The sequence below is a fragment of the Methanoculleus sp. SDB genome, from assembly GCA_001412355.1.
Classification (GTDB): domain Archaea; phylum Halobacteriota; class Methanomicrobia; order Methanomicrobiales; family Methanomicrobiaceae; genus LKUD01.
Genome location: LKUD01000028.1, coordinates 17,486 through 41,205, shown reverse-complemented (window position 1 = coordinate 41,205; position 23,720 = coordinate 17,486). Strand labels below are relative to the sequence as shown.

Sequence of the window (23,720 nt, the reverse complement as noted above, 5' to 3'; positions counted from 1 at the left end):
GATATATGACCTGTTCCCCTGAGAAACCTATTTTTAATCATGCCGCGACATCCCTGATATGCTATACTGCGCCCTGTTTTACTCCGGTGTCCGCCGGGTGTTTCCGGCGATATCAACGATACAGGGATGCATCGAAAGATATCCCGGTCTCCCCGCCCGGGCGGCATTCGGTGGCGACACCGCGGTACATGCCGCCGGCGGGAGGAAAGAATCCGGGAATGTACGAAGCGGAGCCTCTCTTACCGGGAAGAGGGCCGGGATGATAACCGGCGCTCGCATTCATCCGGAACCGGACAGTGGTGAAGCGTGAACGCCACGATGATTGATGTCCGGAATCTCGTCTATCGCTACGGTACGTTCACCGCAGTGGACGGCATCTCATTCCAGGTTCAAAAAGGCGAAATTTTTTCATTCCTTGGTCCCAACGGCGCAGGGAAAAGCACGGTGATCAATATCCTCATCACGCTTCTCACCCTGCAGGAGGGTGAAGTCAGGATTGCGGGCTATGATCTCGCCCGCGAACCGGAGAAGGTCCGGGAATCGATAGGGATAGTCTTTCAGGAGGTGACCCTCGACCGCGATATGACGGTCCGGGAGATCCTCGAGTTCCACGGCAGACTGTACAATCTCGAAAAATCGGAACGGAGACGGCGTATCGACGAACTCCTCTCCCTCGTCGAGCTCGAAGAAAAACAGGACGCCCTCACGAAAGAACTCTCCGGCGGCATGAAACGCAGGCTTGAAATCGCACGCGGGCTGATGACCCGGCCAAAGGTGCTGTTTCTCGACGAACCGACCCTTGGCCTCGATCCCCAGACCCGCATCAGGATGTGGGAGTACCTCACCCGGGTCAACCGGGAGGGGACGACGATATTTCTGACCACCCATTACATGGATGAAGCCGACCATCTCAGCAATCGGATCAGCATTATCGACCACGGAAAGATCATCGCGACCGGCACGACGTGGCAGCTGAAAAACGCGCTTGGCCGGGACAGTATCTACATAGAAACATCGGATAACGATGCGGCGCATACGATGCTGTCAACCGACAGCCGCGTCACATCAATCCGGAGGAAGAAGAAAGGGCTTTTCATCATGGTGGATGGTGACGGAACCCTGCTGCTTCCGGTCTTCATGGATACGCTGCGAGCCGGCGGATTGCATATTTCGGCTGTAAACCTGAAAAAACCCTCAATGGACGATGTGTTTGTCCATTATACCGGCAGGGAGCTGCGGGAAGGGGGAGTCGGGACGCCATACCGGGGGCGGCGGCCATGAATACGGGATTTCTGACGGTGTACTGGCGGGATATGCTCAGGTTCTTCAGGTTCAGGACACTCCTCATCTCATCGCTTGTCCAGCCCGCACTCTGGATGGCATTCTTCGGCATCGCCATGTCCAGCAGTTTCGACCGGATCAGCATGAGCGTCCCCGCCGTTCCGGGTGTGGAGGCGGTCGGGTACCTGACGTTCATGGCTGCCGGCATCATTGCGATGACGACCCTTTTTACCAGCCTTTTCGGGGGTATCGTGCTTCTGTTCGATAAAAACTGGGGCCTCATGCGCGAAATCCTTGCCAGCCCGCTCCCGCGGAGTCATATCATCATCGGCATCGCCCTCTCCGGCATGACAAAGTCGTTCATCCAGGCGATCATCATCATGCTCTTCGGCCTCGTGCTGGGCGTGGAATTTTTCCGTGGCCTGTCACCTGCAGGAATACTGGTGGCGGTTGCAGGCATCCTCGTATTTGTCGGGATGTTTTCCCTCGGCTTCCTCTTCCTGTCGGCAACGATCTCCATCTCCATGGAGAGCCCCGAGGGGCTGCAGGGGGTCATCACCCTCCTGACGATGCCGATCTTCTTTGCAAGCAACGCCCTCTACCCGACCGATGCATTCCCCCAAATCCTGCGCGACATTTCGGTTATCAATCCCTTAACCCACCTCATCACCGGGATCCGGTACTTTGCAATCGGAGAGAATTTTACCGCAATCGGACTCCATTTTACCACCACGCCCGGTGATATCCTGGTATCGTTTCTCGTGCTGATCGTATTTGCCGGCGTGATGTTTTCTCTTGCATGGTGGCGTTTTCAGAAAGCGGTCATAACATGAAAGACTGATATCCGGAACAAACCACTCTCCTGTATGGAGCGATGATTATGGTGCCGGATGTGACAATCAGGACGATGGAGAGGAATGATGTTGACGTGGCAATCCGCTAGGCAGGGAGGGAGGGGTGGAATCCCGGTGTCCACGACGCAGAGTGCTTCTACGCGATCGATCCCGCTGGTTTTTTCATCGCCGAATCAGAGGGAGAGCCTGTTGCCTCGGCTGCGGGAGGATATGCGGGGACAGGGCATCGGCGGAGAGAGCATCGGCACCGCCATCGCGCATGCGGGCGACAGGATTGTCGGTATCGACGGAGTGGCGGCCATGCAGCAGAAGTACAGGGACAGGAGCGGCTTTATGTTCGCGTTCCGGAGTATCCGTTTCGAAGGAACAGGGGGGTGTATTGATGCTGAAGGTCCCGTATAGGCAGCCTCCGTGCCTTTTGCGGAGATCGCGGCATATGACCTCCTGCACTTCCCGGCACCGCGTGAAACGTTCCTGCACTGCTGGCTGTCACGTCCCGGCTGCCATGCGTTCGTCGATCCCGGCGACGACGGAGGGGTTCTGGGGTACGGCGTTGCCCGACGATGTGAAAAAGGCCATAAAATCGGCCCTTTATGCGCAGATACGCCGGGAGGTGCCGACAGATTGTTCCGCGCCCTTGCCGCGGCTGCCCCGGGCCCCGTCTTTTTGGACGTCCCCGAACGCAACAGGGACGGCCTCCGCCTTGCAAAACGATTCGGGATGACGCCGGTGTTCGAGACCGTGAGAATGTACACACGGGCAATTCCATCGCTGCCTCTCGACAGGATCTATGGAATTACCTCGTTTGAGATGGAATAAAAACGTCGTACCCCGGGGTCTGTGGCATAGGCAACCGCCCACAAGGGAGGACAAATTCCTGTTTTCAGGAAGATTTCAGTCCAGTTCGTCGCGTTCCGCGATGAAGATGCGCAGGTCCGGATCATCGATCCGTATGCAGTCGTCGTACCCGTCACCCGTTGAATCCATGAGGAGGGAGATTTCTTCCCGCTCTTCAAGATCCGGCACGTCGAGGGGTTTAAACAGGAAACCTGAGCCGATTGTGCGTATACTCATTGCTCTACACAGTGGTTACGGGGAACATTTTATATAGTTTCTGGTAGGGGAAACCCCCGCTCCCTCTACATCAGGTGCTGTTTTGGAGAGATTGTATGATTTAAAGGGCATTCGCGTTCGGTTTACAATGTTTCCTTATTGTATCAACGCGACATCCGCCCGGCAGGAGGGAACCGGATAAACAGGGGACAGAGCTCTCTTTATTGACGTATCTGGAAATATTAAGGCCACAATTCAGGCGATTGCTTCCTGCCGGCCGAACAATGCCGCGCATATCACTTTCAGAACGCTGCGATGCCGAAGATCGCGATGAGCATGATCCCGTTTCTCAGGAGCGTGGAATAGAACATCACTTCCGTACCGATACGGAGCCCGAAAATACCGACATATGCCGGGCCGAACCACCGGGCCGTCCGGGTGACGCTCGAGAGCACGTTTCCCACAAGCATGGTGAGCACAAGATCGCGGGTGGAGATGACACCGCGTACATAGAGAGGTGAGGCAATACCGGCAGCGGCGATATAGTTGGCAAACTGGGCTGCGATGATGCCCACACCCTCCACCGGAACCGGAAAAAATCCGGACACCCCGCTCAGGGACTCCCCGAGGCGGTCGAACACCCCCGCCTCAATCAGCACGGCAATAATGATGATGGTCGGTATGGTGACGGCAAGAATCCGTGCCAGCGGTTTTTTTGCCGACTGCCGGACATTCGCGATCAGATCGCGCAGTTCCGGTCGTGGCTTCGCTTCGGGAATCCTGAATATGCCGTCCTGCTCCGGAAGAAGCGCCCGTCCCGCAACCATGACGATACAACTTTTCACCAGCCCGACAGCGGTGAGAATGAGGAAGTACAGTGCGCCCGCGACCCCGAGCAGCGGGATGTACACGGGCAGGAGAATACGCCAGTGCATCACGATTGCCGGAAACGAATTCAGGAGGGATGCGATGACAAGTTCCTTCCGCTCGATCCTCCCGTGATGGTAATGGTCCGCGAGCATGGCGTTTGCCGCGGTCGCGGAGACGAATGCCATGAGAAAACAGGCCCCACATTCCTGCGACAGATGGGAAAAACGTGTTACCGGGAGTACGAGTGCTGCAATCCGGTCCGTGATGCGGAGCGCGACGAGCAATTCTGCGAGAAGCACACCGGCCACCATAACAGGCACGCTCCGCAGGAGCAGCCCCCCCGCGAGCAGTGCCGCCTCTACAAACAGTCCGCCCTCCATTTCCGTTCTCCGTGACGCAATATGTGCCGAACGGGTGATTTATGCCTGTTCATCCGTATGAACACCGGAATCGGGGGATCCGTTTTCTTTTTTTACTCCCCTGCAATAGTGATTGCATGGAATTGGCATCAATGGAATGTACCCCGGATCAGGAAGGGCTCGCTCCGCTGACACGCCGTGAAATTGCCGATCTGAAATCGCAGGTACCGGACTGGAGGATAGAGGAGGGGCGCCTGATACGCCGGTTCGAAACGGCGCACTTCATGGATTCCATAGCACTCGTCACTGAAATAGCCCGCATCGCAAAAGAGCAGGAGCATTACCCGGACATCCGGATCACGGAGTACCGGCATGTCGATGTGATCTGGTACAGCTACCGATACGGTGGAATCACCCAAAACGACCTTATCATGGCTGCAAAAGTCTCGGCATTTGCACAATCCCGCAGTCTCTGATCAGGTTATTCCGAACGCCCGCTGCATGCGAGCCCGGATCGATTCCTTCGGGTGGGCACCGATAATCCGGTCCACGAGCTGTCCGTTCGAGAAGAGCATGAGTGTCGGGATTGCCGTTATCATAAACCGGCGTGATGTCAGCGGATTATCATCCGTATTGCATGTGCCTACCAGCACACTGCCCGCATAGTCGGCGGCGAGCTCTTCGACGACGGGGCTGACCATCCGGCATGGCCCGCACCATTCCGCCCAGAAATCAACGAGGACATGGGGGTTCCCGCTGATTATGGCCGGCAGTGTTTCATCCGTGACGACGACGACCCCATGCGTTTTCGTCCGGCCGAGAGAGGCCTGCATCCTGCGGAGTTTTTCCTCCCTGATGCGCTGGAGCTCGTCATCATACTCCTCGTCTCCTCCCATGGACGAGTACTTTTCAGCCGGAGATATTTATGCATGTAGGGTAGTGTCCCGGCCGACGGCGGACGATGCAAAGCTATATGAGCACAAAATCCAATGTAATAGAGTGCCCGGAGCGAGGTGGGGTAGTCAGGAAATCCCGACGGGCTCATAACCCGTAGACCGATGGTTCAAATCCATCCCTCGCTATTTTTCTATTTTTACGAACGTTTCTCAGTTTATTTTCTGGCTGTGTCAGACCTGACACCTAAAAAAAGCGGGAAAATCCCTTTAACGGTCAATAAACGTCGAAAGACCGGACTGATAGGTACCGGAGACAAAATCAACCCTGCGTTCGGAGCATCGCTCACAGCCGATGGGGAGCGGATATTCTCCGGTCAGACAGCCCAGACAGAGATCGGGGGCATCGATTCCCGTTGCCTTAATGAGCGCGTCGATCGAGACGTGGCGAAGTGACGATGCCCCGATGCGCTCCCGCACGGCCTCATTTTCCCGATCGCCCGCAATCAGTTCCTCGCGGGTGGGCATATCGACACCCAGGTAACAGGGTGCCTTGATGGGAGGGGAACCGATACGCATGTGAACCTCCGCCGCTCCCGCATCGCGCACGATACCGATGATCCGCCGTGATGTCGTCCCGCGTACGATGCTGTCGTCCACCAGCGCAACGGACTTGTCCTTGATATGACCTTTTACCGGATTGAGCTTGATGCGTACGGCGTTCTCCCGCGCTTCCTGAGAGGGCATGATAAAAGTCCGTCCCATATAACGGTTCTTCATCAGACCTTCGCGGTACGGGATCCCCGACTGTTCCGAGTACCCGATCGCATGTGCAATGCCCGAATCGGGAACAGGAGAGACAAGATCCGGACGAATATCATCCGCATCGGCAAGCGCCTGCCCGATCCGCCTGCGCACATCATAGACCAGACGACCGTCCACGACCGAATCGGCACGTGCAAAATAGATATATTCAAAGACGCAGTGCGCCGGATGGCGGCACAGGGCTATCTGCCGGCAGGAAATTCCGTCCGCATCGAGACGGACCAGTTCGCCGGGTTTGACATCGCGGATAAATGTCCCGTTCAGGGCGTCAATGGCCACGCTCTCGGAACAGACGACATATCCTGTCTCCGTCTTCCCGATGCAGAGAGGACGAATCCCCAGCGGATCCCGGAACGCATAGAGGACACCCTCGACAAGGATGACAACAGAATACGAACCGCGAAGAATACGCATGCAGTGAAGCACGGCATCTTCCATACGCCCCGATTTCCGGAGCTCGTCGACGATCAGGTTGCCGATCACTTCCGTATCAGTCGTCGAGCAGAAGATCTGACCCCGCTCCTCGAAGGCATCCCTCAGCTCTCCGGTATTCACCAGATTGCCGTTGTGGGTGATGGCGATGCGCTGTCCCCCGAATGTAAAACAGAACGGCTGGATATTTTCCGGTATCTTCTCTCCCGTCGTCGGGTACCGGACATGGCCGACACCTACCGGACCGAGAAGGCCGGAAAGGATTGATTCGTCAAATACTTCGGCAACAAGTCCGTGCCCCCGGTACTTGAAGAGGGTGGTGCCGTCGAACGTGGAAATTCCCGCACTTTCCTGTCCCCTGTGCTGGAGTGCATACAGCGCATAATACAGGGAAAAGGAGACACCGCCAGCATCCGCGATGCCAACGATACCACACATAATGTAAACCTTAGTGGGTGGGTATTCGCGATTTTTTGGATACCCAGGAGTATTTTCGTATCCGGCTGCTCTTTCCAAAACCACACGCCGAACAGATTTTATGCCGGGCGTGGAATGACGCTCTTCCGCAGCGTCTGCATACAATATGAACGGTCTTTTGCCGTTTTCCCATCGATGGTGTGCCTTTTGACATGTATAATCACTTCCTTACTCTACTGAGGGAGAGAGATAAATCACGTTGTCCCCGCGGACGATGAGGGTTCCATGTTTCTGAATCTTTCCGTTGATCTCTTCTTCAGCATTATCGAGGACGAGATTCATGTGGACATCATACCCCTGCAGAATTCCACGAATTTCCCTGCCGCCTTTCAGGCTGACAATGACAGGTTGCCGGTTGAGCGCCTGATCCAAAATTTCCAACGGTCTTCTGGTCATATGATTCACATAATTTCCTTGAGGAGTACTATAATTGGAGTCGGGTAACAGATAAAGATAGTGACGGAATGACTGCAGGGACCGGGGTCATGCACGACTGACACAGAGGTGAGAGAGAATTGGCTGGACTTTCCATAAAAAAACGCCACACAATACGAAAATCTGATGTTACGAAGCTTTACAAACGTCTCGAAGACGAGATCGGCGATGCGGCCTCCCTCTTCCGCTCGGAACGGGTCGAGATGGTCGAGACAGCGTCTGCGTTCACCCTGTACCTGATCGACCGGAAACCCCTTCTCATGGAGTACGGCGGGTGGGTTTTTCCGACGCTCCGGGGCGCGATCGACCGCCCGTTTTCCGAGCGCCATATCGAGGTCGACATGGGAGCCGTCGCATTCATGGTGAAGGGTGCGGATGTCATGCGGCCCGGGATCGTCGCCTTCTCCGATGACATTATAGCCGGTTCTCCGGTCGTAATCACCGAAGAACGCCATAAAAAACCGCTTTCGATCGGCATCGCACTGTACGATTCCGCCGCATTACGCGGTATGGACAGGGGAAAAGCGGTGCAGAATCTTCATTACGTTGGCGATGACATCTGGAGCCTCGAACTCTAGTCCGGTTTGCTGAAACAATACAATTAAATAAAATTCATTCTACACCTCTTTTCATGGCGAAATTCCTTGACAGCATCCTCGGCAAAGGTTCACCCGCATCCGAAAACGAATACATGGAACTTGATCTTGCCGCCTACGAGGCGGCGAATGACGAAGAGCCGGCCTCAATGTACGTCAAGATCGCAAGCATTGCCGATTTGAAAGAGACGCCCCGTATCAAAGACGAAATCTATAACGGAAACGTCGTCATCGTCGATGTCGGCAGGCTGAAGATGGACAAGATCACGTACGAGCGGGTCCTGAAAGATCTCCGTGAAGTGGCGAAAGACGTGAACGGCGATATCGTCGGGCTTGGCGACCAGAAATACGTTATCATCACCCCGATGTCCGTCAAGATCTCCCGCGAGAAGATCGGCGGAGGACTGTAGTGCGGCGTTCCATTCCCGGTCCCTGCCCGCAATGCAGAAAGGAGATTATGTTTGTTTACCAGACCGAAGAAATTCCGTTTTTTTCCGATATTCTCCTTATTTCAGCAGCCTGTGACTGCGGATATCGTTTTGTCGATACGATGATCCTCGGAGAGGGGGAGCCTGTCCGGTGGACGTACCGCGTGGATCAGCCGAAAGACATGGAAACCCGGGTCGTCCGCAGTACAACCGGTTCGATTGAGATCCCTGAACTCGGCATCTGCATCGAACCGGGGCCGGCATGCGAGGCATTCATATCCAATGTCGAAGGGGTGCTCGCCCGGATTGACGGTGTGCTCGATACCGTCCTTACATGGGCGGAGGGCGAAGAGCGTGAAACAACGCTCGCTCTTAAAGAACGCGTCGCGGCGGCCCGCGAGACGGCATTCCCCTTCACTCTCATCGTGCGCGATCCGGATGGAAACAGTGCGATTCTGAGCAGGCAGGCCGTGCAGGAGCCACTCGAACCCGGTGCGGAACACTGCACCGAGCACACCTGAATACGTGAGAGATAAACCGAAATATTTTTATACCGCTTTTCGCCACATACGCCGTACCGGAAGGTGACATCATGGCCTATCGATGGAAAAACAAGGTGGATGTGGACGAAGCGGTCGTTGTACTCATGAACTCCCTCGACGAAGAGGGCGGACTGGCGGACTGGCTCAAGCGCACGATTCAGCAGTCAATTAACGACTCGGAAGCGGAGCATGTGCGGTATTTTTTTGCGGAGATCAAAAAGCACGCCCCGGCATCGCTGAAGTATTTCGAAGACCCCCTGTCCTCGGGGTCAGACTAAACCCCTTCATTTTCAGTCGACATTAAAAATGGCGTATTAAATCTCTGTTCCCTGCAGCCGGACACCGGGTGATCCGCCTACGCTGCCGACGACGCGGGCATCCGGAATTTCCCGGAGCACGCAGGAGATGCTCGATTCAGGCACAATATACACGTATCCCATGCCCATATTGAACGTGCGGAACATCTCATCCTCATCGATCGAACCCACTTCCCGCATCCAAGTAAATATCGGCGGAACATCAAGCGGTGTTTCGATTGAAAAACCAAATTCCCCCAGCCTTTTCAGGTTCAGGAGCCCGCCGCCCGTGATGTGGCACATCCCGTGCACGTCGCACGCCGCCGCCACCCTGAGCGCCTCCGAGTAAATCCGTGTCGGTGTGAGGAGTGCCTGTCCGAGGGTCGTGCCGAACGGCATCCGGTCGTGGTAATCCGCATACAGTTCCACGAGTCGCCGGGCGAGCGTAAGACCGTTGCTGTGCACGCCGCTCGACGGCACGCCCACGATGAGATCGCCGTTCTGAATGCGGTCGCCGGTGACGACCCGCGATTTCTCCTGGATGCCGAGACAGGTGCCGGCCAGATCAAGACCGTTGACAAGGCCCGTGAGCGTGGCCGTTTCACCGCCGACAAGGCTCAGGTTCGCCATTTCCGCACCGGCGTTGAGGCCGGTACCTATCTGCTCCATTTTTTCAACGGAGAGCACGTCGGTGGCAATATAATCCACAAATGCGACGGGCTCGACATTCATCACATAGAGATCATTGACATTCATCGCAATACAGTCGATCCCGACGGTGGTCCAGTCGCCGAGAGCATCGGCAATGAGCATCTTCGTGCCGACACCGTCCGTTGCCAGTGCGAGAACATGGTCCCCGAATTCGATAAGGCCAGCAAAGTGCCCGACGGCGCTGTACATGGGGTAGTCTCCGCGCCGCCGGTACGTCAGCCGATCCACAAGGGCACGGACTGCAGCCGCCTCGAGGGTTATGTCGACGCCGGCCTCACGATAGGTATGGTTCATCGTCATGCTCCTCAGAAAGCCTGAATTCATCGTGCAGGACACGCAGGGCAACCGGCCCGTCGCCCGAACGGACGACAAACGAGACATTGACCTCGGAAGAACCCTGCGAAATCATCATCACATTCACGCCGGCTTTCCCGAGCGCCGTAAATATCCTGCCTGAAATGCCGGGTGTTCCTGCCATTCCCGAGCCGACGACGGCGACGGCAATGACGTTCCGGTCATAGAACACATCCCGCACATACCCGTTCTTCTGCACGCCGGACAGCGCTTCCATTGCGGTTATGAGGTGATCATCGTCAACGATAAGGGAGATATTTGCTTCCGACGAACCCTGTGAGATGAGCATGACATTCACATTGCTGTCCGCGAGAGCGGTGAAGATCGCTTTTGCGACGCCCGGCCTGCCGATCATCTGGGCTCCGCTGATGTTGATTAAGGATACCTTTTCGATGTACGAAATGGCCTTTACCACCCTGCGGTCACAGTGTTCCGTCCGAAACACACAGCTCCCCTCATGCGAGGGATTAAAGGTGTTTTTGACCCGGACAAGGATGTCCTTCTGCATTGCGGGCTCGATAGACCGGGGATGAAGCACCTTCGCGCCGAAATATGAGAGTTCCATCGCCTCGAGGTACGATACGCCGGGAAGGACACGGGCATCGGAGATGATGCGCGGATCTGCGGTCATCACGCCGTCGACATCCGTCCAGATCCATATCTCGTCCGCATCAATCGCCGCACCGACAACAGCGGCAGAGTAGTCGGAGCCGCTTCGTCCGAGAGTCGTGACAATCCCCTCCTTGGTGCATCCCATATATCCCATGATCACAGGCATCGAATCGACAAGCAGCGGTGCTATCCGGCTCCTGATATGCTGTTCGCTCTCCGTGAGAGCCTGGGCGCAGCCGTGCTGCGGGGTCGTGACAATCCCTGCCTCGCAGCCGTTGAATGCCATGGACGCGATACCCCGTTCGCGAATCGCGGCACTGACGATGAGGGCGGAGAGCCGCTCTCCGAAGGAGACAATGTAGTCCTTCGACCGCGGCGTCAGCTCCCGGAGCGTATGCACGGCATTGAGGATATTCCGGAGGTTTGACAGCCTTTCGTCAATGACCGCCAGTACGTCATCCGCCTGGCTCGGTGCGACGGCACTGACCACCTTCCGGTGCCTGCTCCGAAACGACTGGATGAAGGGATCGATCGGCGGTTCACCCTGTGACTCGATGACCTCCGCTGCAATCGCTATCAGTTCATCCGTAACACCGGACATTGCCGATACGACAACGGCAATTTCGTTGCCTGCCTTATGATAATGGTCCAGTATATCAACAACCCGGCTGATGCAGGTTTCATCGGCAACCGAAGTGCCGCCAAATTTCATTAAAAACCTCATTTTGGCTCACATCGCCCCTTACCATTTATTTATGTACCTATACAACGCACGTTATATTAAGATGCATGCAGATGACGTGGTAAACTGCCATGTGCTCGTCATCGGAAGCGGCGGTGCAGGAGCACGTGCCGCCCTCGAAGCGTCGCGCTATGGCGAAACAGTGCTGGTATCGAGAACGTTGACCGGGAAGGGGGGATGCACCACCATGGCAGAGGGCGGATACAATGCGGTGCTCCGGGAACTCGATTCCTGCCCGATGCATGTTGAGGATACGCTTCGCGGCGGAGCGTTCCTCAACGATCCTCTCCTTGTTGACGTCCTCGTACAGGAGGCTCCCGACCGGATGGCGGACCTGATCGCGTGGGGCGCCGTCTTCGACGTGACAGATGATCGCGAGATTGCCCAGAGGCCCTTCGGCGGGCAGCGGTTTCCCCGGACATGCTACGCGGGCGACCGGACGGGCCATGAAATGATAGCAACACTTGTCGAACGCCTCAGGGGATCCGGTGTCAGACAGCTGCAGGATACGGCGGTCATCGAGCTCCTGAAGGACGGGGATCGCGTGGCGGGTGCGGCGATGCTCGACAGGAACGGCGACCTTCTCATCTGCCGGGCCGATGCAGTTGTGCTCGCCACGGGCGGCGGGACACGTGTTTACGACATCTCCACCAACTGTGCCGCCGGAACAGGCGACGGATTCGCCCTCGGTTACCGGGCTGGTGCCGAACTGATCGATATGGAAATGGTGCAGTTCCACCCGACCGGTGCGGTCTACCCGTATGATGCCCGGGGCCGCCTGATCACCGAAGCGGTACGGGGCGAGGGCGGGGTGCTCCTGAACCGGGACGGAGAACGTTTCATGGCGCGGTACGATCCCGAACGGATGGAGCTTTCCACCCGCGACGTCGTCTCCCGATCCATCGCGACCGAGATCCTGGAGGGCCGCGGTACCCCGCATGGCGGAGTCTATCTGGATGTGAGCCACCTGCCGGCCCGCACAATCGAGGAGCGCCTTCCCGTCATGCTCGAGCAGTTCCTTGCGTTCGGGGTGGATATCAGGAAAGAACCGATGGAAGTGGCGCCGACCGCTCATCATATCATGGGCGGCCTCCGCATCTCGCCGGAGGGGCACACGACCCTGCCGGGACTGTATGCCTGCGGGGAAGTGACCGGCGGCGTCCACGGGGCAAACCGCCTTGGCGGGAACGCCCTTGCAGACACCCAGGTATTCGGAAAAAGGGCCGGAGAGAGTGCAGGAAAGGAAGCGATCCGGAGCGGGACCGTCGACCGGGCCCGGGTAGAGGAGCTCCGGGCACACCTCGATGGTTATTACGGGGGAACAGCTGCACCGGCCGTGATTGTCGCGCGGCTGCGGCAGGCAATGTGGGAAGGGGCCGGTATCTTCAGGACGGAAAAATCGCTTGCAGAGACCGGGCGGGTGATCGACGAACTGGCGGCCCTCACTCCCCGAGCTGCGGGTGCGCAAAACACCCTCGAGTGCCGGACCGTTGAAAACATGCTCGTGCTCTCCCGCCTGATTGTGCAGGGGGCGCTCCTCCGGCCGGAATCCCGCGGAGCCCACCTCCGAAAAGATATCGTTCAGGACTGGACGCCCGAACAATCGCCCTATGTGCACACCTACCAGTCGCTCTCCCGTGCCGGCATTGAAACCCGCGAGGTGGCGGCATGAAAAAGATGACGGTGCGGGTGTCCCGGTTCGATCCTGCAACCGACCGAAAACCGCATTTCGAGACCTATACCGTATCAGTGCACGAGGGTGCGCGGGTGCTGCATGTCCTGCACGCCATCCACGACACAATCGATCCGGGCCTGTCGTACCGGTACTGCTGCGAGGCCGGCCAGTGCGGCAGCTGTTCGCTCCGCGTCAACGGAGAGCCGGTACTCGCATGCATGCAGGAGGCGGAAGACGGCATGACAATCGAACCGCTGAACCTGCCGGTCATCAGGGACCTGACCGTCGAAATGGAGGATGTACTCGCCCGTCTCGCCCCCTTCCCGGCACGGGAGGATGCGGGACTTCCCACGAAAGGGGAGATCGAGGCGGTGAAACCGTTTCGCGACTGTATCGAATGCCTCAGTTGCGTCTCGGAATGCCCTGCCGTTGATGTGGCTTCATTTCTCGGACCGACCGCCATGTGCCAGGAGATGCGGATAGCCCTCGACCCGCGGGCCAGCCAGGACAGGATACGGAAAGCAATTGAGGAGGGGCTTTTCACCTGCACGACGTGCCAGCGGTGCCGGGATGTCTGCCCGAAAAATATCGAGATCCCCGGCAAAGCAATCGAAAAACTCCGCGGGATTGCAAACCGGCAGGGCCTCACCCTCCCCCGCCACCAGGACGTCGCCCGGCTCGTCGAGGAGACGGGACGGAGTGTCGACCGCACAAAAGCCACCTTCCTCGAACAGGTACCCGAAGTCATCGAACCGGACGGCCCCGTTCGCGGCGAGGTGGGATTCTTTGTCGGCTGCATGTACAACGGACGGCTTCCCGATACCGCTCTTGACATGATCGAAGTGATGAAGAGAAACGGCATCAGGCTCATCATCCCGCACGATCAGGTCTGCTGCGGGTCGCCCCTGATCCGTACCGGCCAGACGTCGGTGCTCCCCGCCCTTAAAAAGCGCAATATCGAGGCGTTTTCAAAGAGGGGGATCACCACCGTCATGACCATGTGTGCAGGGTGCGGCTCGACGCTGAAAAACGACTACGATACTCCGTTCACGGTAAAGGACGTCACGGAAATCCTCACCGAATACGGCATCGAACCACCCGCGTCACTCGACATCCGGGCCACCTACCATGATCCCTGCCACCTTCTCCGGGGACAGGGAATATCCCGGGAGCCCCGTGACCTCCTGAAAAAAGTGGTGCGGGAATTTGTCGAGATGCCGGCGCGGTGCTGCGGCGCCGGGGGCGGGGTCAGGTCGGGGCTTCCGGATCAGGCGGCCGCTCTCGGCAGGCAGCGCGATGAGGAGGTTAAAAAGACAGGCGCGGACGTCATTGTCACCGTCTGCCCGTTCTGCGAATTCCACATCGCCGAAAATACGGATCGTCCCGTGAAAAACATCTGCACCCTCCTCTTGGAGGGATACCGCGAGAAAGACCGGAAAAGCGCCGCAAAAAATGAGAGGTGAGTACCGGGCTAAAAACCGGCCTGCAGTTTTTTTTGAAATTAAGGGATTTTTATGGATCGGATTCGGCGGTGGCATTCGCACGCTCCGCCTTGAACTGGGCCGTCAGGTAAATGGACTGGATAATTTCTCCGGCATCCCCGGCGAGCTGGGCGTCTGCCGATCCCCTGAGGGCGGCGAGGGCGGGGAGGGCCGGTTCGCCAATCCGGATCAGCGCTGTCTTTACGGCGGCATGGCGTAGCTCATTCCCTGTTTTCAGCTGTGCCACGAGCGGATCGACAGCAGGAGCCCCGATACAGGCAAGGGTCAGGATTCCCCATTCCCGGGCAGCGTTATCTTCCGTCGAGAGTGACCGGATCAGGGGATCGATGGCGGGCTCTCCGATCTGGCAGAGTGCAGCCGCCGCCCATTGCGAAGCGGAGGGATCTCCCGATGAGAACACTCCGATGAGGGGGGATACTGCCGGCTCTCCCATTTCTGCGAGGTGCTGTGCCGCATCGTGCTGCACCGATGGAGTGTCCGCGTAGAGATCCGCAACCAGCATATCGGCGGGTGACTCCTGCATGCAGCCGGAGAGGCATGCTGCGACGAGGAGGAGCGCGGCCGGAAGCACACGAAGAGGCAGAGTGCACGTCATATCCATTGTATCGGCATGCAGACGGGAAAAAAGGCACGGAAAAAAGCAGGGGGCCGGGCCGGAGGACCCGCACTATTTCCTGAATGCAAGGCCCGCTGAGAACGCGGGCGCAAGCACCGCTCCCATGCCGACATATTCCCGCCTGAACGAGTCATAGGCAAACGGTGCAATCCGGCTGCAGTCGGGTTTACCGTCGTCCGCAATCACGGACTCATCAATTTTCACATCGAGGATTTCGCCGATGAACTGTGTATGGACGCCGATCTCCACCGTGCGGGAGAGAAGGCACTCAAGCACAACCGGAAACTCACCCACATACGGCGCGTTGACGTGGTCGCTCCGGACGGGTGTCAACCCCGTGTCTGCAAACTTGTCCGTGTCCTTTCCGGAGGCAATGCCGAAGTAATCTGCCTCGCGGACCTGCGCCGCCGAGGGTATGCTGATCGTGAAGGCCTTTGTCGCCATCAGGTTTGCATGGGTATGCCGCTGTTTCTGTACCGAGACCGCAACCGACGGAGGATCGGAGGAGCAGATGCCTCCCCACGCCGCTGTCATCGCATCAGCCCTGCCGTCCGCATCGTAACTGCCGATGACGAGGACCGGATGCGGATACAGCAGGGTGCGTGCACCGAACGACTGTTTCATGCCTTCAGGATTGCCCTCTCACCCGTGTTAAGATTTACGGACTGCCGCGCCGGAAGGGGTGTGCTACGCCCTGTTCGCGCCACCTGTCTGCCATACCATAACCATTATCCCCGGTCACCAGAAGTACATGATTAACGGACGGTATAGCCGGAGAGAGCACTATGACGGAAGATAACGGGGACCCGACGATCGTCCTTCGCGAGGAACCCGAATTTTTTGAGGAGCTTTCCGAGTACCTGGATGTGCTTTCGAGCAGCACGCGGCTTCGGATCCTGAAATCAATCGAGCACCGGCCCAAGGATGTCCGGGAGATTTCATCCGACATCAGGACAAGCTATGAAAACACGAAAAAACATCTCGATAAACTCCTCCGTACGGGTGTGGTGAAAAAAGAGGCGGGAATGGGTGCCGAAACATCAAAGGGCGTGCATCCTGTCTGGAAATACTCCCTGATTCCCGGTGGCATGGAGGCGATAATCCGGAATCTCGGGCTCTTTTCGAATATCAACATGACGCTTTCCGACAGCGACCTGCAGGCACGACTCGCCCGGGTGAAGGGGATGGTGTCCGGGGAGTTCTCCGGATCCCGCCCCGTGGTGATTGTCGTCGGCGGACCTGATGACGGAGCGGTCTACCCGGTGCAGGCGGAGGAAGTCGCCTTCGGTCGGCACGATTCCGCATCGGGGACACCCGATCCAAAACGAACGGTCGTCCTTTCGGACTACTACACGGCGGTCACGAGGATCACCCGGCCCCATGCCCGCATTGTGCTTCGGGACGGGGAGTATTTCATCGAGGACTGCGGAAGCACCGGTGGTACATTTAAAAACGCCGAACCGCTCCCCTCCCACCGCCTCCTGCCCCTCGGAGACGGGGATCTTATCGATCTAGCAAAAGGGGTGAAGGGTGTTCGACTGATCTTCATGCACCCGAAACAGGAGGACTAAATCCATCCCCCCATATCTCCAGCTATCCGGAAAGACAGGCGGGAGAAAACCTGGTGACGGAAGAAAGAGGGCGGGTCATGCCAGCGCGGAGCGCCGGCTACGGGAGCATGCGGCGCTGTGCGTGATCCTTCTATGCCTGTGCCTTGTCACTCTGGTATCCGCGTCGGAAAATACCGGAACGGCAGCCGAAATCCGGGAGGCAGGACCGGCGGATACGGCAGGGCGGGGCACTGCACAGGAGACTGCTGTCGCCACGGCCGGGACCCGGGACGTCAGCGCGGATCGGATTCCTATTGCCCGGGAAACATCTGCGGTGACGGGAACATCCCTTCCGGATCTGACAACCGTGGTGATGATCTTCGCCGTGACCGCCATCGCGGCGGGACTTGTCGTCAGGAAAGGTAAAAACGCCTGTTCCCGGTTCAGTATGGTCATCAGCGACCGCAGTGCACGGCTGCTTATTGCCGGATTCGGGTTCTTTGCCCTTGTATTTGCGGTCGGGTCGCTGTCCCTTACAACCTGGATCCGTGCCGTTAATACGGGCGGTGCGGCCGGCGTTGCCATCGCCATCCTGATGTGTGCCGTGCCGTACCTCGCATGGTCATCCGCACTTCTTGCCGTATATACCGCACAAAGAACACCGGCAATCCTGATCCTGCGAATCCATCCTGTCGTATCCGTTATTGCATGGGGTCTGCTCATCTCCCTCATCGCAAGCGTCTTTCCGGACATAATAAACCGGTGGAGTATTTCCGCCCTCATCGTGCTCTTCCCCCTCTCCGCACTCGCCGGCTGGGCAGCGCTCCGGAGCATTCTGCCGGTTTCTGATGATGACCGGGAGGAGGGGGGGAAGCCCCCCGTCCCGGCGGGTGCGGGAGAGGATGAGGAGGCAACCCGGATTGCCAGCTCTACCGTCACGCAGGCCTGCCTTCCTCCCGCCCTCCAGGAAAAATACAGCGATGTCATGTATGTCGGTAAGGGCGGTCTCGGCCGCGTATTCAGGGCACAAAGGAGGACGGACGGAAAAACCGTGGCTGTAAAGGTCCCGATCAGTTTTGATGAGCTGACCGGCAAATCATTCATGCGCGAGATGAGGATCTGGGAGACGCTCCGCCACCCGAACATCATCGAACTCTATTCGCTCAACATCCTGCCCGTACCTTACGTCGAGATGGAGTACGCCCGCGAATCGCTTGCAAATCTTGAAATCCCCCTGCCTCCGGAAGAGGCGGTGAGAATCGTGCTCGGTGTTGCCCGCGGTGTGGCCCATGCTCATGCGAACGGGGTGATACACCGCGACATCAAGCCGCAGAACATCCTGCTCTCCGGGGACGGCACCCCGAAACTGACCGACTGGGGGCTCGGGAAAGTGCTGGACGACGGTGCGAAAGAAACGAGCATCACAGGTTTTTCACTTAAATACGCGGCACCCGAGCAGATTGCGCCGAATACTTACGGGAAGACGGATGAGCGGTGCGATATTTACCAGACCGGCATCGTACTCTACGAACTCCTGACCGGGGAACCTGCCATCCCCGGAGACGGGGGCCTCGGCGAGGTGAGTGCCGCGATTCTGCACCACATTCCGGCTCCGCCGTCGTCTTTCCGGTCATATCTCGCTCCTTTTGACACTATTCTGAAAAAATGCCTCGAAAAAGACCCGGAAAATCGCTACCGGTCGATTGAGGATCTGATTGCCGCACTAATCTCCGTTCAGTTGCCAGTCACCGATACCGGAAAATCCGGTTTTTTGGAATAAACAGGAAATTTTAGGGGAAGAAGGTTCTTTTCAGCCTCTGCAATGCTCACGGCACGCTATCTCTGCCGCATCAGGTATTCATAGGCTTCGAGCGCCGCTTTCGCCCCGTCTCCTGCCGCGATGATCACCTGCTTTCCCCTGACCGATGTCACATCGCCCGCCGCGAAGACGCCCGGTTCGCTGGTATGGCAGTTGATGTCAATCGTGATCTCACCCATATCGTTGGTTTCCAAAAATCCATCCAGAAAGCCCGTGTTGGGATCGTGGCCGATGGCGAGGAAGAGACCTTCGACGGCGAGGTGCTTCTCCTCCCCCGTATTCCGTTCTCGGATTGTCACGCCGGAGAGCAGCGCATCGCCGTGGAGTGCGGTTACGGTGTAGTTTTTAAAGGTCATAATATTGCTTTTCGACTCATAGGGCGTGATATAGACCGGATCGGCACGGATTGAGCTTCTGACGATCAGGTACACCTCTGCCGCAATGGCGCTCATCTCGATTGCGGTGGTCAGGGCATAATTTCCCCCGCCCACGATCGCCACGTTCTTCCCGCGGAAGAGCGGGCCGTCACAGGTCGAACAGACACTTTCCCCGTGACCGATAAACCGCTCCTCGTTCTCAAGCCCAAGCCACCGGGGCCGTACACCGGACGTGATGATCACGGTTCTTCCGGAAAATACCTGGTCCGAGACGGTATCGACAACGAACGTGCCGTCTTCCTTTTTCCGGACACGCCGGACACTATCGAGTTCGATATGAATATTCAGTTCACGGACCTGATCCTCGAATTTTTTGATCAGTTCCCCGCCGGTGATCATGCGGTATCCCATGTAATTCTCAATAGCCCAGCTCTCCACCGCCTGCCCGCCGATATTTTCACTGATGATGATCGCACGCAGACCCTTCCGGGCGGCATACATTCCTGCGGTCAGTCCTGCCGGTCCGCCGCCGATGATCAGCATATCGAACGTCCCCTCGCGGGATTCGGATCCAAAGAGTTCGTTGAGGCGTTTCGCGTCGAATCCGATGACATACTCGTCATCCACAACTGTGACCGGGACCGCGAACTGCCCTGTCATTTCAACCATTTCCCGTGCCGCATCCCGATCGTCGCCCACGTCGATCTCTTCGTAGGGAACGTCATGCTTCTCGAGGAATGCCTTGACAAGCCGGCAGTACTGGCAGGTTTTGGTCGTATATACCTTCACCGGTGGCATAGTCCGGAGTTTATCAGTCAGCACGGATATATATGTCGGAGCAGTCCGAAAAAGAGGTGTCTGGTTTCAGACAATTTCCCGGAACATTCGTCCGGGGACATTGCAGATAGGGCAGTTTTCGGGAGGTTTGTTGAGCTCGATATTTCCGCAGACAGGGCAGAGATAGAGTGCCGAAAACTCAATGTCCTTCCCCGCACGAACCGCTTCGAGGGCCGCTGCATACCGTCCGGCATGGACCCGTTCCGCCTTCATGGCATGGGTAAAGACCGTTTCGGCTTCTGTCTTCTTCTCTGCCTGTGCCTCGGAAATGAATCGGGGGTACATCGTGGTAAACTCGTGCGTCTCGCCCTCCACACTTCCCGCCAGGTTCTGTTCCGTGGAGCCGACCATATTCAGCACAAAAAGAAGCCGTTTTGCATGGATTGCTTCCGCCTCCGACGCCGCCCTGAAAATCTTTGCCACGTTCGGGAAACCTTCCGAACCTGCTTTTTCTGAAAAAACGCTATATTTCCTGTTTGCCTGCGATTCTCCGGCAAATGCCTCCTGTGCATTCTCTTCTGTTGCCATGGCATAGTGTGTATCCGCATTCCGATAAAAAAGCATCCCCGGCAGGGGAAAACCAGCAGGGATATGATTTCTTACAACACAATTCCGGTAACGGGCACCAGCCATGAAACCGATCAGGGATCTGCCGGAACACGACCGGCCTCGCGAAATACTGATAAAGAAAGGTGCAGGAGCACTTACAGACCGTGATCTGATTGCAGCGATCATCGGGCGGGGAGTCAAAGGGCGGGATGTCTTTTCCATCGCCGCTGATATCGGGCGTATAATCAGGGCGAAGGGAGGACGGATCACTTTCAGCGACCTTGAGGGTATTACCGGTGTTGGCACGACGAAAGCCTGCCAGCTGGTCGCGGCGTTCGAACTCGCCCGCCGGTATCCGGTACGGGATCCCAACCACCGTATCCGGATTACCCGACCGGAGGATGTTAAACCCCTTGTGGCCGATCTGATCCCGAAAAAACAGGAACACTTCATCTGTTTCACGCTCAACGGCGCAGGAGAGCTGCTTGAACGGCGGACAATCACCGTGGGACTGCTGAACCACAGCCCGGTGCATCCCCGTGAGGTCTTTGCAGACGCGATTGCCGACCGTGCCGCATCGGTCGTCCTCGTCCACAACCACCCGTCAGGCTCACCTGAACCGAGTGCTCCCGATATCGCGATCACCCGGCAGCTCGCAGAGGCGGGTAACCTTCTCGGCATTGCCGTGCTCGATCATATCATCATCGCAGCCCGGGGGCATGTAAGCCTGAAGGAGAGAGGTATTCTCTGAAAAAAAGAGGGGTTCGGTTTACCCTTCGAGGGCCTTTTTAATCATTGTGCCCATCTCGAAAGCCCTGTCATGGGCTGCCTGCATCACCTCAGGGCGGGTGGTGATATCCTTGATCGTATCCATATCGTTCCGGAGCACCTCTCCCCAGTACGGGCAGTCGATGATGTCGCAGAATGCATGCATCGTCAGTTTTGATCCCTCGAAATCGTTCGGGACATTCATGCCGCCGATGGAGATGAACAGCGTCTTTCTGATGTCCCGGTGCTCTTTCGGGATGAAGGACTGGTGCCGTTCATATTTCGCCATATAATATACCTGAAAACGGTCCATAAATGACTTGAGGGCTCCCGGAATCCCCATTGTCATCACGGGAGCGGCGACGATCAGCCCGTCCATCTCCCTGAATTTATCATAGAACGGGATCATATCATCCTGGATCTTGCAGGTATCATGCTCGACGCAGTGAAAAATTTCCATACAGGGCCGGAACTTCAGAAACGGCACGACAACCTTCTCGACGTCGCATCCCGCCTCGGTTGCGCCGAGAATTGCCTGTTCAAGCAGGTGTGCGGTATTGCCGCCCACCCGCGGACTCCCAAGCAATGCAATAATCTTTGGAGGCATACTCTGGTATTCGCCGGGCCGGATAAAGATATTTTCATATACCGGAGGTCCGGGAGACCTCTCTCAAATATGTATTCCTTTACAAATCGGGGCAAAATGAAGCCCTTTCGTGCAGAAAGCACAATACATATATATTTTCAGCGACTTATCCGTCATCTGGTGATTCAGTGACGGAATCAGGAAAAACGAAACAAGCGAAGGCAGGCGAGAAGGTCGGCCCGGGCAAGTACATCTGTATCGACTGCGGACGTGAGATCAAGATCGACGAAGTCGACAAAGATCTCGTGAAGTGCCCCACCTGTGCATGCGAGACCTATGACTGCTTCCCGATGACGCACATCAGGCCCGACGTCAAGACCCCGGAAGATGCGAAGCATCCGCCAAAACGCTGACTGTCATTCCTTTCATAGCCGGGGGACCACCGTTCCCCATCCTTGCTTCAACTGTACAGCACAAATGAATATTCTCTCGTAGGGAGGTGTAATCCACAATGGTGAACGTTTCTTCAGAAGGTGAAGTCTACAGATGTGAAATCTGTGGAAATGTTGTTGTTGTAAAAGAAGTCGGTGGCGGCGAACTTGTATGCTGCGGTGAGCCGATGGTGCTCGAGGAGTGATACCGATGGATAAGAAGATGAAAGAACTGGAAGAGAAGATCGGAAAAGTCCCGAAAATTTTTCAGGAGCTCAAGGAGCTCGACCCGGATCTCTATAAAAGTGTCATGGGTCTCGACCAGATGATCTGGGCGGACGGCGCACTCTCAAAACAGACAAAAAAACTGATAGCAATTGCCATCGCGGCAGCGCTTCGTGACCAGCACGCAGTCCGGGCACAGCTCGCCGGCGCGAAACATCTCGGGATTTCCATGGCCGAAATCGACGAAGCGCTGAGGGTGACGTTCCTGCTTTCGGGTATGCCTGCATATGTCTACGGCAAGACCGCTGCTGAAGAACTGCTGAAATGAGGTGGGATATGGCAGAAGAGATTTCCTGCACGGCAATGCCGATCATCGGTGAGCCGGCACCGGAGTTCAGTGCGGAGACGACGCAGGGCCCCGTCAAACTCTCCGATTACCGGGGCTCATGGGTCGTACTGTTCTCGCACCCGGCCGATTTCACGCCCGTCTGCACGACAGAGTTCATGGCGTTTTCCAAAATCGCCCCCGAACTGGAAGCAATGAATGTCCGGCTAATCGGGCTCTCCATCGACAGCGTCCACTCCCATCTCGCGTGGGTACACAATATCAGGGAGAAGATGGGTGTCACCGTCACGTTCCCGATTATTGCCGATCTCACGATGCGGATCGCAAAGAGCTACGGTATGATCCATGAGGGGCAGAGCAGCACCGCCGCGATACGTGCGGTCTTCTTCATCGATCCCGAGGGCATCCTCCGGGCGATGATTTACTATCCGCTCTCAAACGGGCGCTATATGCCGGAGATCGTCCGGCTCATCCGGGCACTGCAGACAACCGACAAGTACGGCGTGGCGACACCCGCGAACTGGCAGCCCGGCGACAAGGTCGTAGTGTCTGCCCCGAAAACCGCGGAAGAGATGGAGAAACGGCTGCAGCAGGGGTATGAATGCAAAGACTGGTACCTCTGTTTCAAGGATATCTGATCCGGCCTTCTCCGGAGAACCTTTTTTTCCCCTCCCGGCGA

At 57.0% G+C, this 23,720-nt stretch carries 31 protein-coding genes and 1 tRNA gene; 20 read left to right on the top strand and 12 right to left on the bottom strand.

From position 1 onward, the window contains the following. Positions 1-58 precede the first annotated feature (58 nt). The 5 genes from APR53_08470 (at position 59) to APR53_08450 (ending at position 2,954) form a co-directional block, all read left to right on the top strand. On the top strand, positions 59-310 hold the full coding sequence (locus tag APR53_08470; GenBank protein KQC05219.1) for a hypothetical protein: 252 nt from the start codon (positions 59-61) through the stop codon (positions 308-310). Continuing rightward, complete coding sequence (locus tag APR53_08465) at positions 307-1,281, top strand: daunorubicin ABC transporter ATP-binding protein (GenBank protein ID KQC05218.1); 975 nt, start codon at positions 307-309, stop codon at positions 1,279-1,281. The genes APR53_08470 and APR53_08465 overlap by 4 nt, the downstream gene beginning before the upstream one ends. Further along, entirely contained in the window at positions 1,278-2,114 is an 837-nt protein-coding gene (locus tag APR53_08460) for a multidrug ABC transporter permease (protein KQC05217.1), read from the top strand. Before APR53_08465 ends, APR53_08460 begins: the two co-directional genes overlap by 4 nt. Before the next feature lie 231 nt (positions 2,115-2,345). Continuing rightward, on the top strand, positions 2,346-2,537 hold the full coding sequence (locus APR53_08455) for a hypothetical protein (GenBank protein ID KQC05216.1): 192 nt from the start codon (positions 2,346-2,348) through the stop codon (positions 2,535-2,537). Between the two features lie 9 nt (positions 2,538-2,546). Further along, positions 2,547-2,954 (top strand): hypothetical protein, encoded by a 408-nt coding sequence (locus APR53_08450; GenBank protein ID KQC05215.1) that lies wholly within the window; start codon positions 2,547-2,549, stop codon positions 2,952-2,954. A gap of 75 nt (positions 2,955-3,029) precedes the next feature. Here the strand turns inward: APR53_08450 and APR53_08445 are convergent, their stop codons facing one another. Together APR53_08445 and APR53_08440 are read right to left on the bottom strand one after the other, a co-directional pair. Beyond that, positions 3,030-3,209 (bottom strand): hypothetical protein, encoded by a 180-nt coding sequence (locus tag APR53_08445; protein ID KQC05214.1) that lies wholly within the window; start codon positions 3,207-3,209, stop codon positions 3,030-3,032. A gap of 281 nt (positions 3,210-3,490) precedes the next feature. Then, positions 3,491-4,438 carry a nucleoside recognition protein gene (locus APR53_08440; GenBank protein ID KQC05213.1) on the bottom strand — a complete coding sequence of 316 codons (948 nt, stop codon included), beginning with the start codon at positions 4,436-4,438 and terminating at the stop codon, positions 3,491-3,493. A gap of 131 nt (positions 4,439-4,569) precedes the next feature. Here APR53_08440 and APR53_08435 point away from each other — a divergent pair, with 131 nt between their 5' ends. Further along, positions 4,570-4,893, top strand: coding sequence for a hypothetical protein (locus APR53_08435; protein ID KQC05212.1), 324 nt, complete (start codon positions 4,570-4,572; stop codon positions 4,891-4,893). Here the strand turns inward: APR53_08435 and APR53_08430 are convergent, their stop codons facing one another. Then, the gene (locus tag APR53_08430; GenBank protein KQC05211.1) at positions 4,894-5,313 is read right to left on the bottom strand and encodes a thioredoxin; all 420 of its coding nucleotides are present in this window, start codon (positions 5,311-5,313) and stop codon (positions 4,894-4,896) included. It lies immediately after the preceding gene. 111 nt (positions 5,314-5,424) lie between these two features. Between APR53_08430 and APR53_08425 the strand changes: the two genes are divergently transcribed. Further along, a tRNA-Met gene (locus tag APR53_08425) sits at positions 5,425-5,499 on the top strand. Positions 5,500-5,580: 81 nt separating this feature from the next. Here APR53_08425 and APR53_08420 read toward each other — a convergent pair. Next, positions 5,581-7,005 (bottom strand): amidophosphoribosyltransferase, encoded by a 1,425-nt coding sequence (locus APR53_08420; protein ID KQC05210.1) that lies wholly within the window; start codon positions 7,003-7,005, stop codon positions 5,581-5,583. Positions 7,006-7,212: 207 nt separating this feature from the next. Further along, positions 7,213-7,440 carry an RNA-binding protein gene (locus tag APR53_08415; GenBank protein KQC05209.1) on the bottom strand — a complete coding sequence of 76 codons (228 nt, stop codon included), beginning with the start codon at positions 7,438-7,440 and terminating at the stop codon, positions 7,213-7,215. Between the two features lie 119 nt (positions 7,441-7,559). On the opposite strand from APR53_08415, the gene APR53_08410 reads away from it, so the two are divergent. From APR53_08410 to APR53_08395, 4 genes are all read left to right on the top strand, one after another. Beyond that, the gene (locus APR53_08410) at positions 7,560-8,057 is read left to right on the top strand and encodes an RNA-binding protein (protein ID KQC05208.1); all 498 of its coding nucleotides are present in this window, start codon (positions 7,560-7,562) and stop codon (positions 8,055-8,057) included. A gap of 53 nt (positions 8,058-8,110) precedes the next feature. After that, positions 8,111-8,485 carry a hypothetical protein gene (locus APR53_08405; GenBank protein ID KQC05207.1) on the top strand — a complete coding sequence of 125 codons (375 nt, stop codon included), beginning with the start codon at positions 8,111-8,113 and terminating at the stop codon, positions 8,483-8,485. After that, the gene (locus APR53_08400; protein KQC05206.1) at positions 8,485-9,024 is read left to right on the top strand and encodes a hypothetical protein; all 540 of its coding nucleotides are present in this window, start codon (positions 8,485-8,487) and stop codon (positions 9,022-9,024) included. The genes APR53_08405 and APR53_08400 overlap by 1 nt, the downstream gene beginning before the upstream one ends. Before the next feature lie 71 nt (positions 9,025-9,095). Next, entirely contained in the window at positions 9,096-9,323 is a 228-nt protein-coding gene (locus tag APR53_08395) for a hypothetical protein (GenBank protein KQC05205.1), read from the top strand. A 36-nt stretch (positions 9,324-9,359) separates the two neighbouring features. Here the strand turns inward: APR53_08395 and APR53_08390 are convergent, their stop codons facing one another. Together APR53_08390 and APR53_08385 are read right to left on the bottom strand one after the other, a co-directional pair. Then, a complete protein-coding gene (locus tag APR53_08390) occupies positions 9,360-10,352 on the bottom strand; it encodes a phosphoribosylaminoimidazole synthetase (protein KQC05204.1) in 993 nt (330 codons plus the stop codon). Further along, the gene (locus APR53_08385) at positions 10,327-11,730 is read right to left on the bottom strand and encodes an aspartate kinase (protein KQC05203.1); all 1,404 of its coding nucleotides are present in this window, start codon (positions 11,728-11,730) and stop codon (positions 10,327-10,329) included. The genes APR53_08390 and APR53_08385 overlap by 26 nt, the downstream gene beginning before the upstream one ends. Before the next feature lie 73 nt (positions 11,731-11,803). Here APR53_08385 and sdhA point away from each other — a divergent pair, with 73 nt between their 5' ends. Continuing rightward, a complete protein-coding gene (gene sdhA, locus APR53_08380) occupies positions 11,804-13,432 on the top strand; it encodes a succinate dehydrogenase (protein KQC05202.1) in 1,629 nt (542 codons plus the stop codon). Then, the gene (locus tag APR53_08375; protein KQC05201.1) at positions 13,429-14,898 is read left to right on the top strand and encodes a succinate dehydrogenase; all 1,470 of its coding nucleotides are present in this window, start codon (positions 13,429-13,431) and stop codon (positions 14,896-14,898) included. The genes sdhA and APR53_08375 overlap by 4 nt, the downstream gene beginning before the upstream one ends. A 49-nt stretch (positions 14,899-14,947) precedes the next feature. Here the strand turns inward: APR53_08375 and APR53_08370 are convergent, their stop codons facing one another. Both APR53_08370 and APR53_08365 read right to left on the bottom strand, forming a co-directional pair. Next, positions 14,948-15,538 carry a hypothetical protein gene (locus APR53_08370; GenBank protein ID KQC05200.1) on the bottom strand — a complete coding sequence of 197 codons (591 nt, stop codon included), beginning with the start codon at positions 15,536-15,538 and terminating at the stop codon, positions 14,948-14,950. Between the two features lie 66 nt (positions 15,539-15,604). Continuing rightward, positions 15,605-16,177, bottom strand: a complete 573-nt coding sequence (locus tag APR53_08365) for a flavoredoxin (GenBank protein ID KQC05199.1) — start codon at positions 16,175-16,177, stop codon at positions 15,605-15,607. 161 nt (positions 16,178-16,338) lie between these two features. Here APR53_08365 and APR53_08360 point away from each other — a divergent pair, with 161 nt between their 5' ends. Then, complete coding sequence (locus APR53_08360; protein ID KQC05198.1) at positions 16,339-17,124, top strand: hypothetical protein; 786 nt, start codon at positions 16,339-16,341, stop codon at positions 17,122-17,124. A 121-nt stretch (positions 17,125-17,245) separates the two neighbouring features. After that, entirely contained in the window at positions 17,246-18,883 is a 1,638-nt protein-coding gene (locus APR53_08355; protein ID KQC05197.1) for a hypothetical protein, read from the top strand. 56 nt (positions 18,884-18,939) lie between these two features. Here APR53_08355 and APR53_08350 read toward each other — a convergent pair whose 3' ends face one another. Further along, a complete protein-coding gene (locus APR53_08350; GenBank protein KQC05196.1) occupies positions 18,940-20,097 on the bottom strand; it encodes a glutaredoxin in 1,158 nt (385 codons plus the stop codon). 66 nt (positions 20,098-20,163) lie between these two features. Next, a complete protein-coding gene (locus APR53_08345) occupies positions 20,164-20,664 on the bottom strand; it encodes a rubrerythrin (GenBank protein ID KQC05233.1) in 501 nt (166 codons plus the stop codon). 103 nt (positions 20,665-20,767) lie between these two features. Here APR53_08345 and APR53_08340 point away from each other — a divergent pair, with 103 nt between their 5' ends. Next, positions 20,768-21,436 carry a hypothetical protein gene (locus APR53_08340; GenBank protein ID KQC05195.1) on the top strand — a complete coding sequence of 223 codons (669 nt, stop codon included), beginning with the start codon at positions 20,768-20,770 and terminating at the stop codon, positions 21,434-21,436. Positions 21,437-21,454: 18 nt separating this feature from the next. Here the strand turns inward: APR53_08340 and APR53_08335 are convergent, their stop codons facing one another. Then, on the bottom strand, positions 21,455-22,060 hold the full coding sequence (locus APR53_08335) for an NADPH-dependent FMN reductase (GenBank protein ID KQC05194.1): 606 nt from the start codon (positions 22,058-22,060) through the stop codon (positions 21,455-21,457). A gap of 167 nt (positions 22,061-22,227) precedes the next feature. On the opposite strand from APR53_08335, the gene APR53_08330 reads away from it, so the two are divergent. The 4 genes from APR53_08330 to APR53_08315 all read left to right on the top strand — a co-directional run bounded on the left by APR53_08330 (position 22,228) and on the right by APR53_08315 (position 23,679). Then, positions 22,228-22,452 carry a hypothetical protein gene (locus APR53_08330; GenBank protein KQC05193.1) on the top strand — a complete coding sequence of 75 codons (225 nt, stop codon included), beginning with the start codon at positions 22,228-22,230 and terminating at the stop codon, positions 22,450-22,452. Positions 22,453-22,550: 98 nt separating this feature from the next. Then, positions 22,551-22,676 carry a desulforedoxin gene (locus APR53_08325; GenBank protein ID KQC05192.1) on the top strand — a complete coding sequence of 42 codons (126 nt, stop codon included), beginning with the start codon at positions 22,551-22,553 and terminating at the stop codon, positions 22,674-22,676. A 5-nt stretch (positions 22,677-22,681) separates the two neighbouring features. After that, entirely contained in the window at positions 22,682-23,023 is a 342-nt protein-coding gene (locus APR53_08320) for an alkylhydroperoxidase (protein KQC05191.1), read from the top strand. Beyond that, on the top strand, positions 23,020-23,679 hold the full coding sequence (locus APR53_08315) for a peroxiredoxin (GenBank protein KQC05190.1): 660 nt from the start codon (positions 23,020-23,022) through the stop codon (positions 23,677-23,679). Before APR53_08320 ends, APR53_08315 begins: the two co-directional genes overlap by 4 nt. Positions 23,680-23,720 lie beyond the last annotated feature (41 nt).

Excerpts from the sequence above, each read along its gene's own strand:
- sdhA (KQC05202.1), top strand. The coding sequence starts at position 11,804 with ATGCATGCAGATGACGTGGTAAACTGCCATGTGCTCGTCATCGGAAGC.
- APR53_08385 (KQC05203.1), bottom strand. The coding sequence starts at position 11,730 with ATGAAATTTGGCGGCACTTCGGTTGCCGATGAAACCTGCATCAGCCGG.
- APR53_08440 (KQC05213.1), bottom strand. The coding sequence starts at position 4,438 with ATGGAGGGCGGACTGTTTGTAGAGGCGGCACTGCTCGCGGGGGGGCTG.
- APR53_08445 (KQC05214.1), bottom strand. The coding sequence starts at position 3,209 with ATGAGTATACGCACAATCGGCTCAGGTTTCCTGTTTAAACCCCTCGAC.
- APR53_08370 (KQC05200.1), bottom strand. The coding sequence starts at position 15,538 with ATGGATATGACGTGCACTCTGCCTCTTCGTGTGCTTCCGGCCGCGCTC.
- APR53_08405 (KQC05207.1), top strand. The coding sequence starts at position 8,111 with ATGGCGAAATTCCTTGACAGCATCCTCGGCAAAGGTTCACCCGCATCC.
- APR53_08430 (KQC05211.1), bottom strand. The coding sequence starts at position 5,313 with ATGGGAGGAGACGAGGAGTATGATGACGAGCTCCAGCGCATCAGGGAG.
- APR53_08340 (KQC05195.1), top strand. The coding sequence starts at position 20,768 with ATGAAACCGATCAGGGATCTGCCGGAACACGACCGGCCTCGCGAAATA.
- APR53_08315 (KQC05190.1), top strand. The coding sequence starts at position 23,020 with ATGAGGTGGGATATGGCAGAAGAGATTTCCTGCACGGCAATGCCGATC.
- APR53_08435 (KQC05212.1), top strand. The coding sequence starts at position 4,570 with ATGGAATGTACCCCGGATCAGGAAGGGCTCGCTCCGCTGACACGCCGT.
- APR53_08460 (KQC05217.1), top strand. The coding sequence starts at position 1,278 with ATGAATACGGGATTTCTGACGGTGTACTGGCGGGATATGCTCAGGTTC.
- APR53_08360 (KQC05198.1), top strand. The coding sequence starts at position 16,339 with ATGACGGAAGATAACGGGGACCCGACGATCGTCCTTCGCGAGGAACCC.
- APR53_08335 (KQC05194.1), bottom strand. The coding sequence starts at position 22,060 with ATGCCTCCAAAGATTATTGCATTGCTTGGGAGTCCGCGGGTGGGCGGC.
- APR53_08320 (KQC05191.1), top strand. The coding sequence starts at position 22,682 with ATGGATAAGAAGATGAAAGAACTGGAAGAGAAGATCGGAAAAGTCCCG.
- APR53_08455 (KQC05216.1), top strand. The coding sequence starts at position 2,346 with ATGCGGGGACAGGGCATCGGCGGAGAGAGCATCGGCACCGCCATCGCG.
- APR53_08345 (KQC05233.1), bottom strand. The coding sequence starts at position 20,664 with ATGGCAACAGAAGAGAATGCACAGGAGGCATTTGCCGGAGAATCGCAG.
- APR53_08325 (KQC05192.1), top strand. The coding sequence starts at position 22,551 with ATGGTGAACGTTTCTTCAGAAGGTGAAGTCTACAGATGTGAAATCTGT.
- APR53_08415 (KQC05209.1), bottom strand. The coding sequence starts at position 7,440 with ATGACCAGAAGACCGTTGGAAATTTTGGATCAGGCGCTCAACCGGCAA.
- APR53_08470 (KQC05219.1), top strand. The coding sequence starts at position 59 with ATGCTATACTGCGCCCTGTTTTACTCCGGTGTCCGCCGGGTGTTTCCG.
- APR53_08390 (KQC05204.1), bottom strand. The coding sequence starts at position 10,352 with ATGACGATGAACCATACCTATCGTGAGGCCGGCGTCGACATAACCCTC.
- APR53_08395 (KQC05205.1), top strand. The coding sequence starts at position 9,096 with ATGGCCTATCGATGGAAAAACAAGGTGGATGTGGACGAAGCGGTCGTT.
- APR53_08350 (KQC05196.1), bottom strand. The coding sequence starts at position 20,097 with ATGCCACCGGTGAAGGTATATACGACCAAAACCTGCCAGTACTGCCGG.
- APR53_08420 (KQC05210.1), bottom strand. The coding sequence starts at position 7,005 with ATGTGTGGTATCGTTGGCATCGCGGATGCTGGCGGTGTCTCCTTTTCC.
- APR53_08375 (KQC05201.1), top strand. The coding sequence starts at position 13,429 with ATGAAAAAGATGACGGTGCGGGTGTCCCGGTTCGATCCTGCAACCGAC.
- APR53_08365 (KQC05199.1), bottom strand. The coding sequence starts at position 16,177 with ATGAAACAGTCGTTCGGTGCACGCACCCTGCTGTATCCGCATCCGGTC.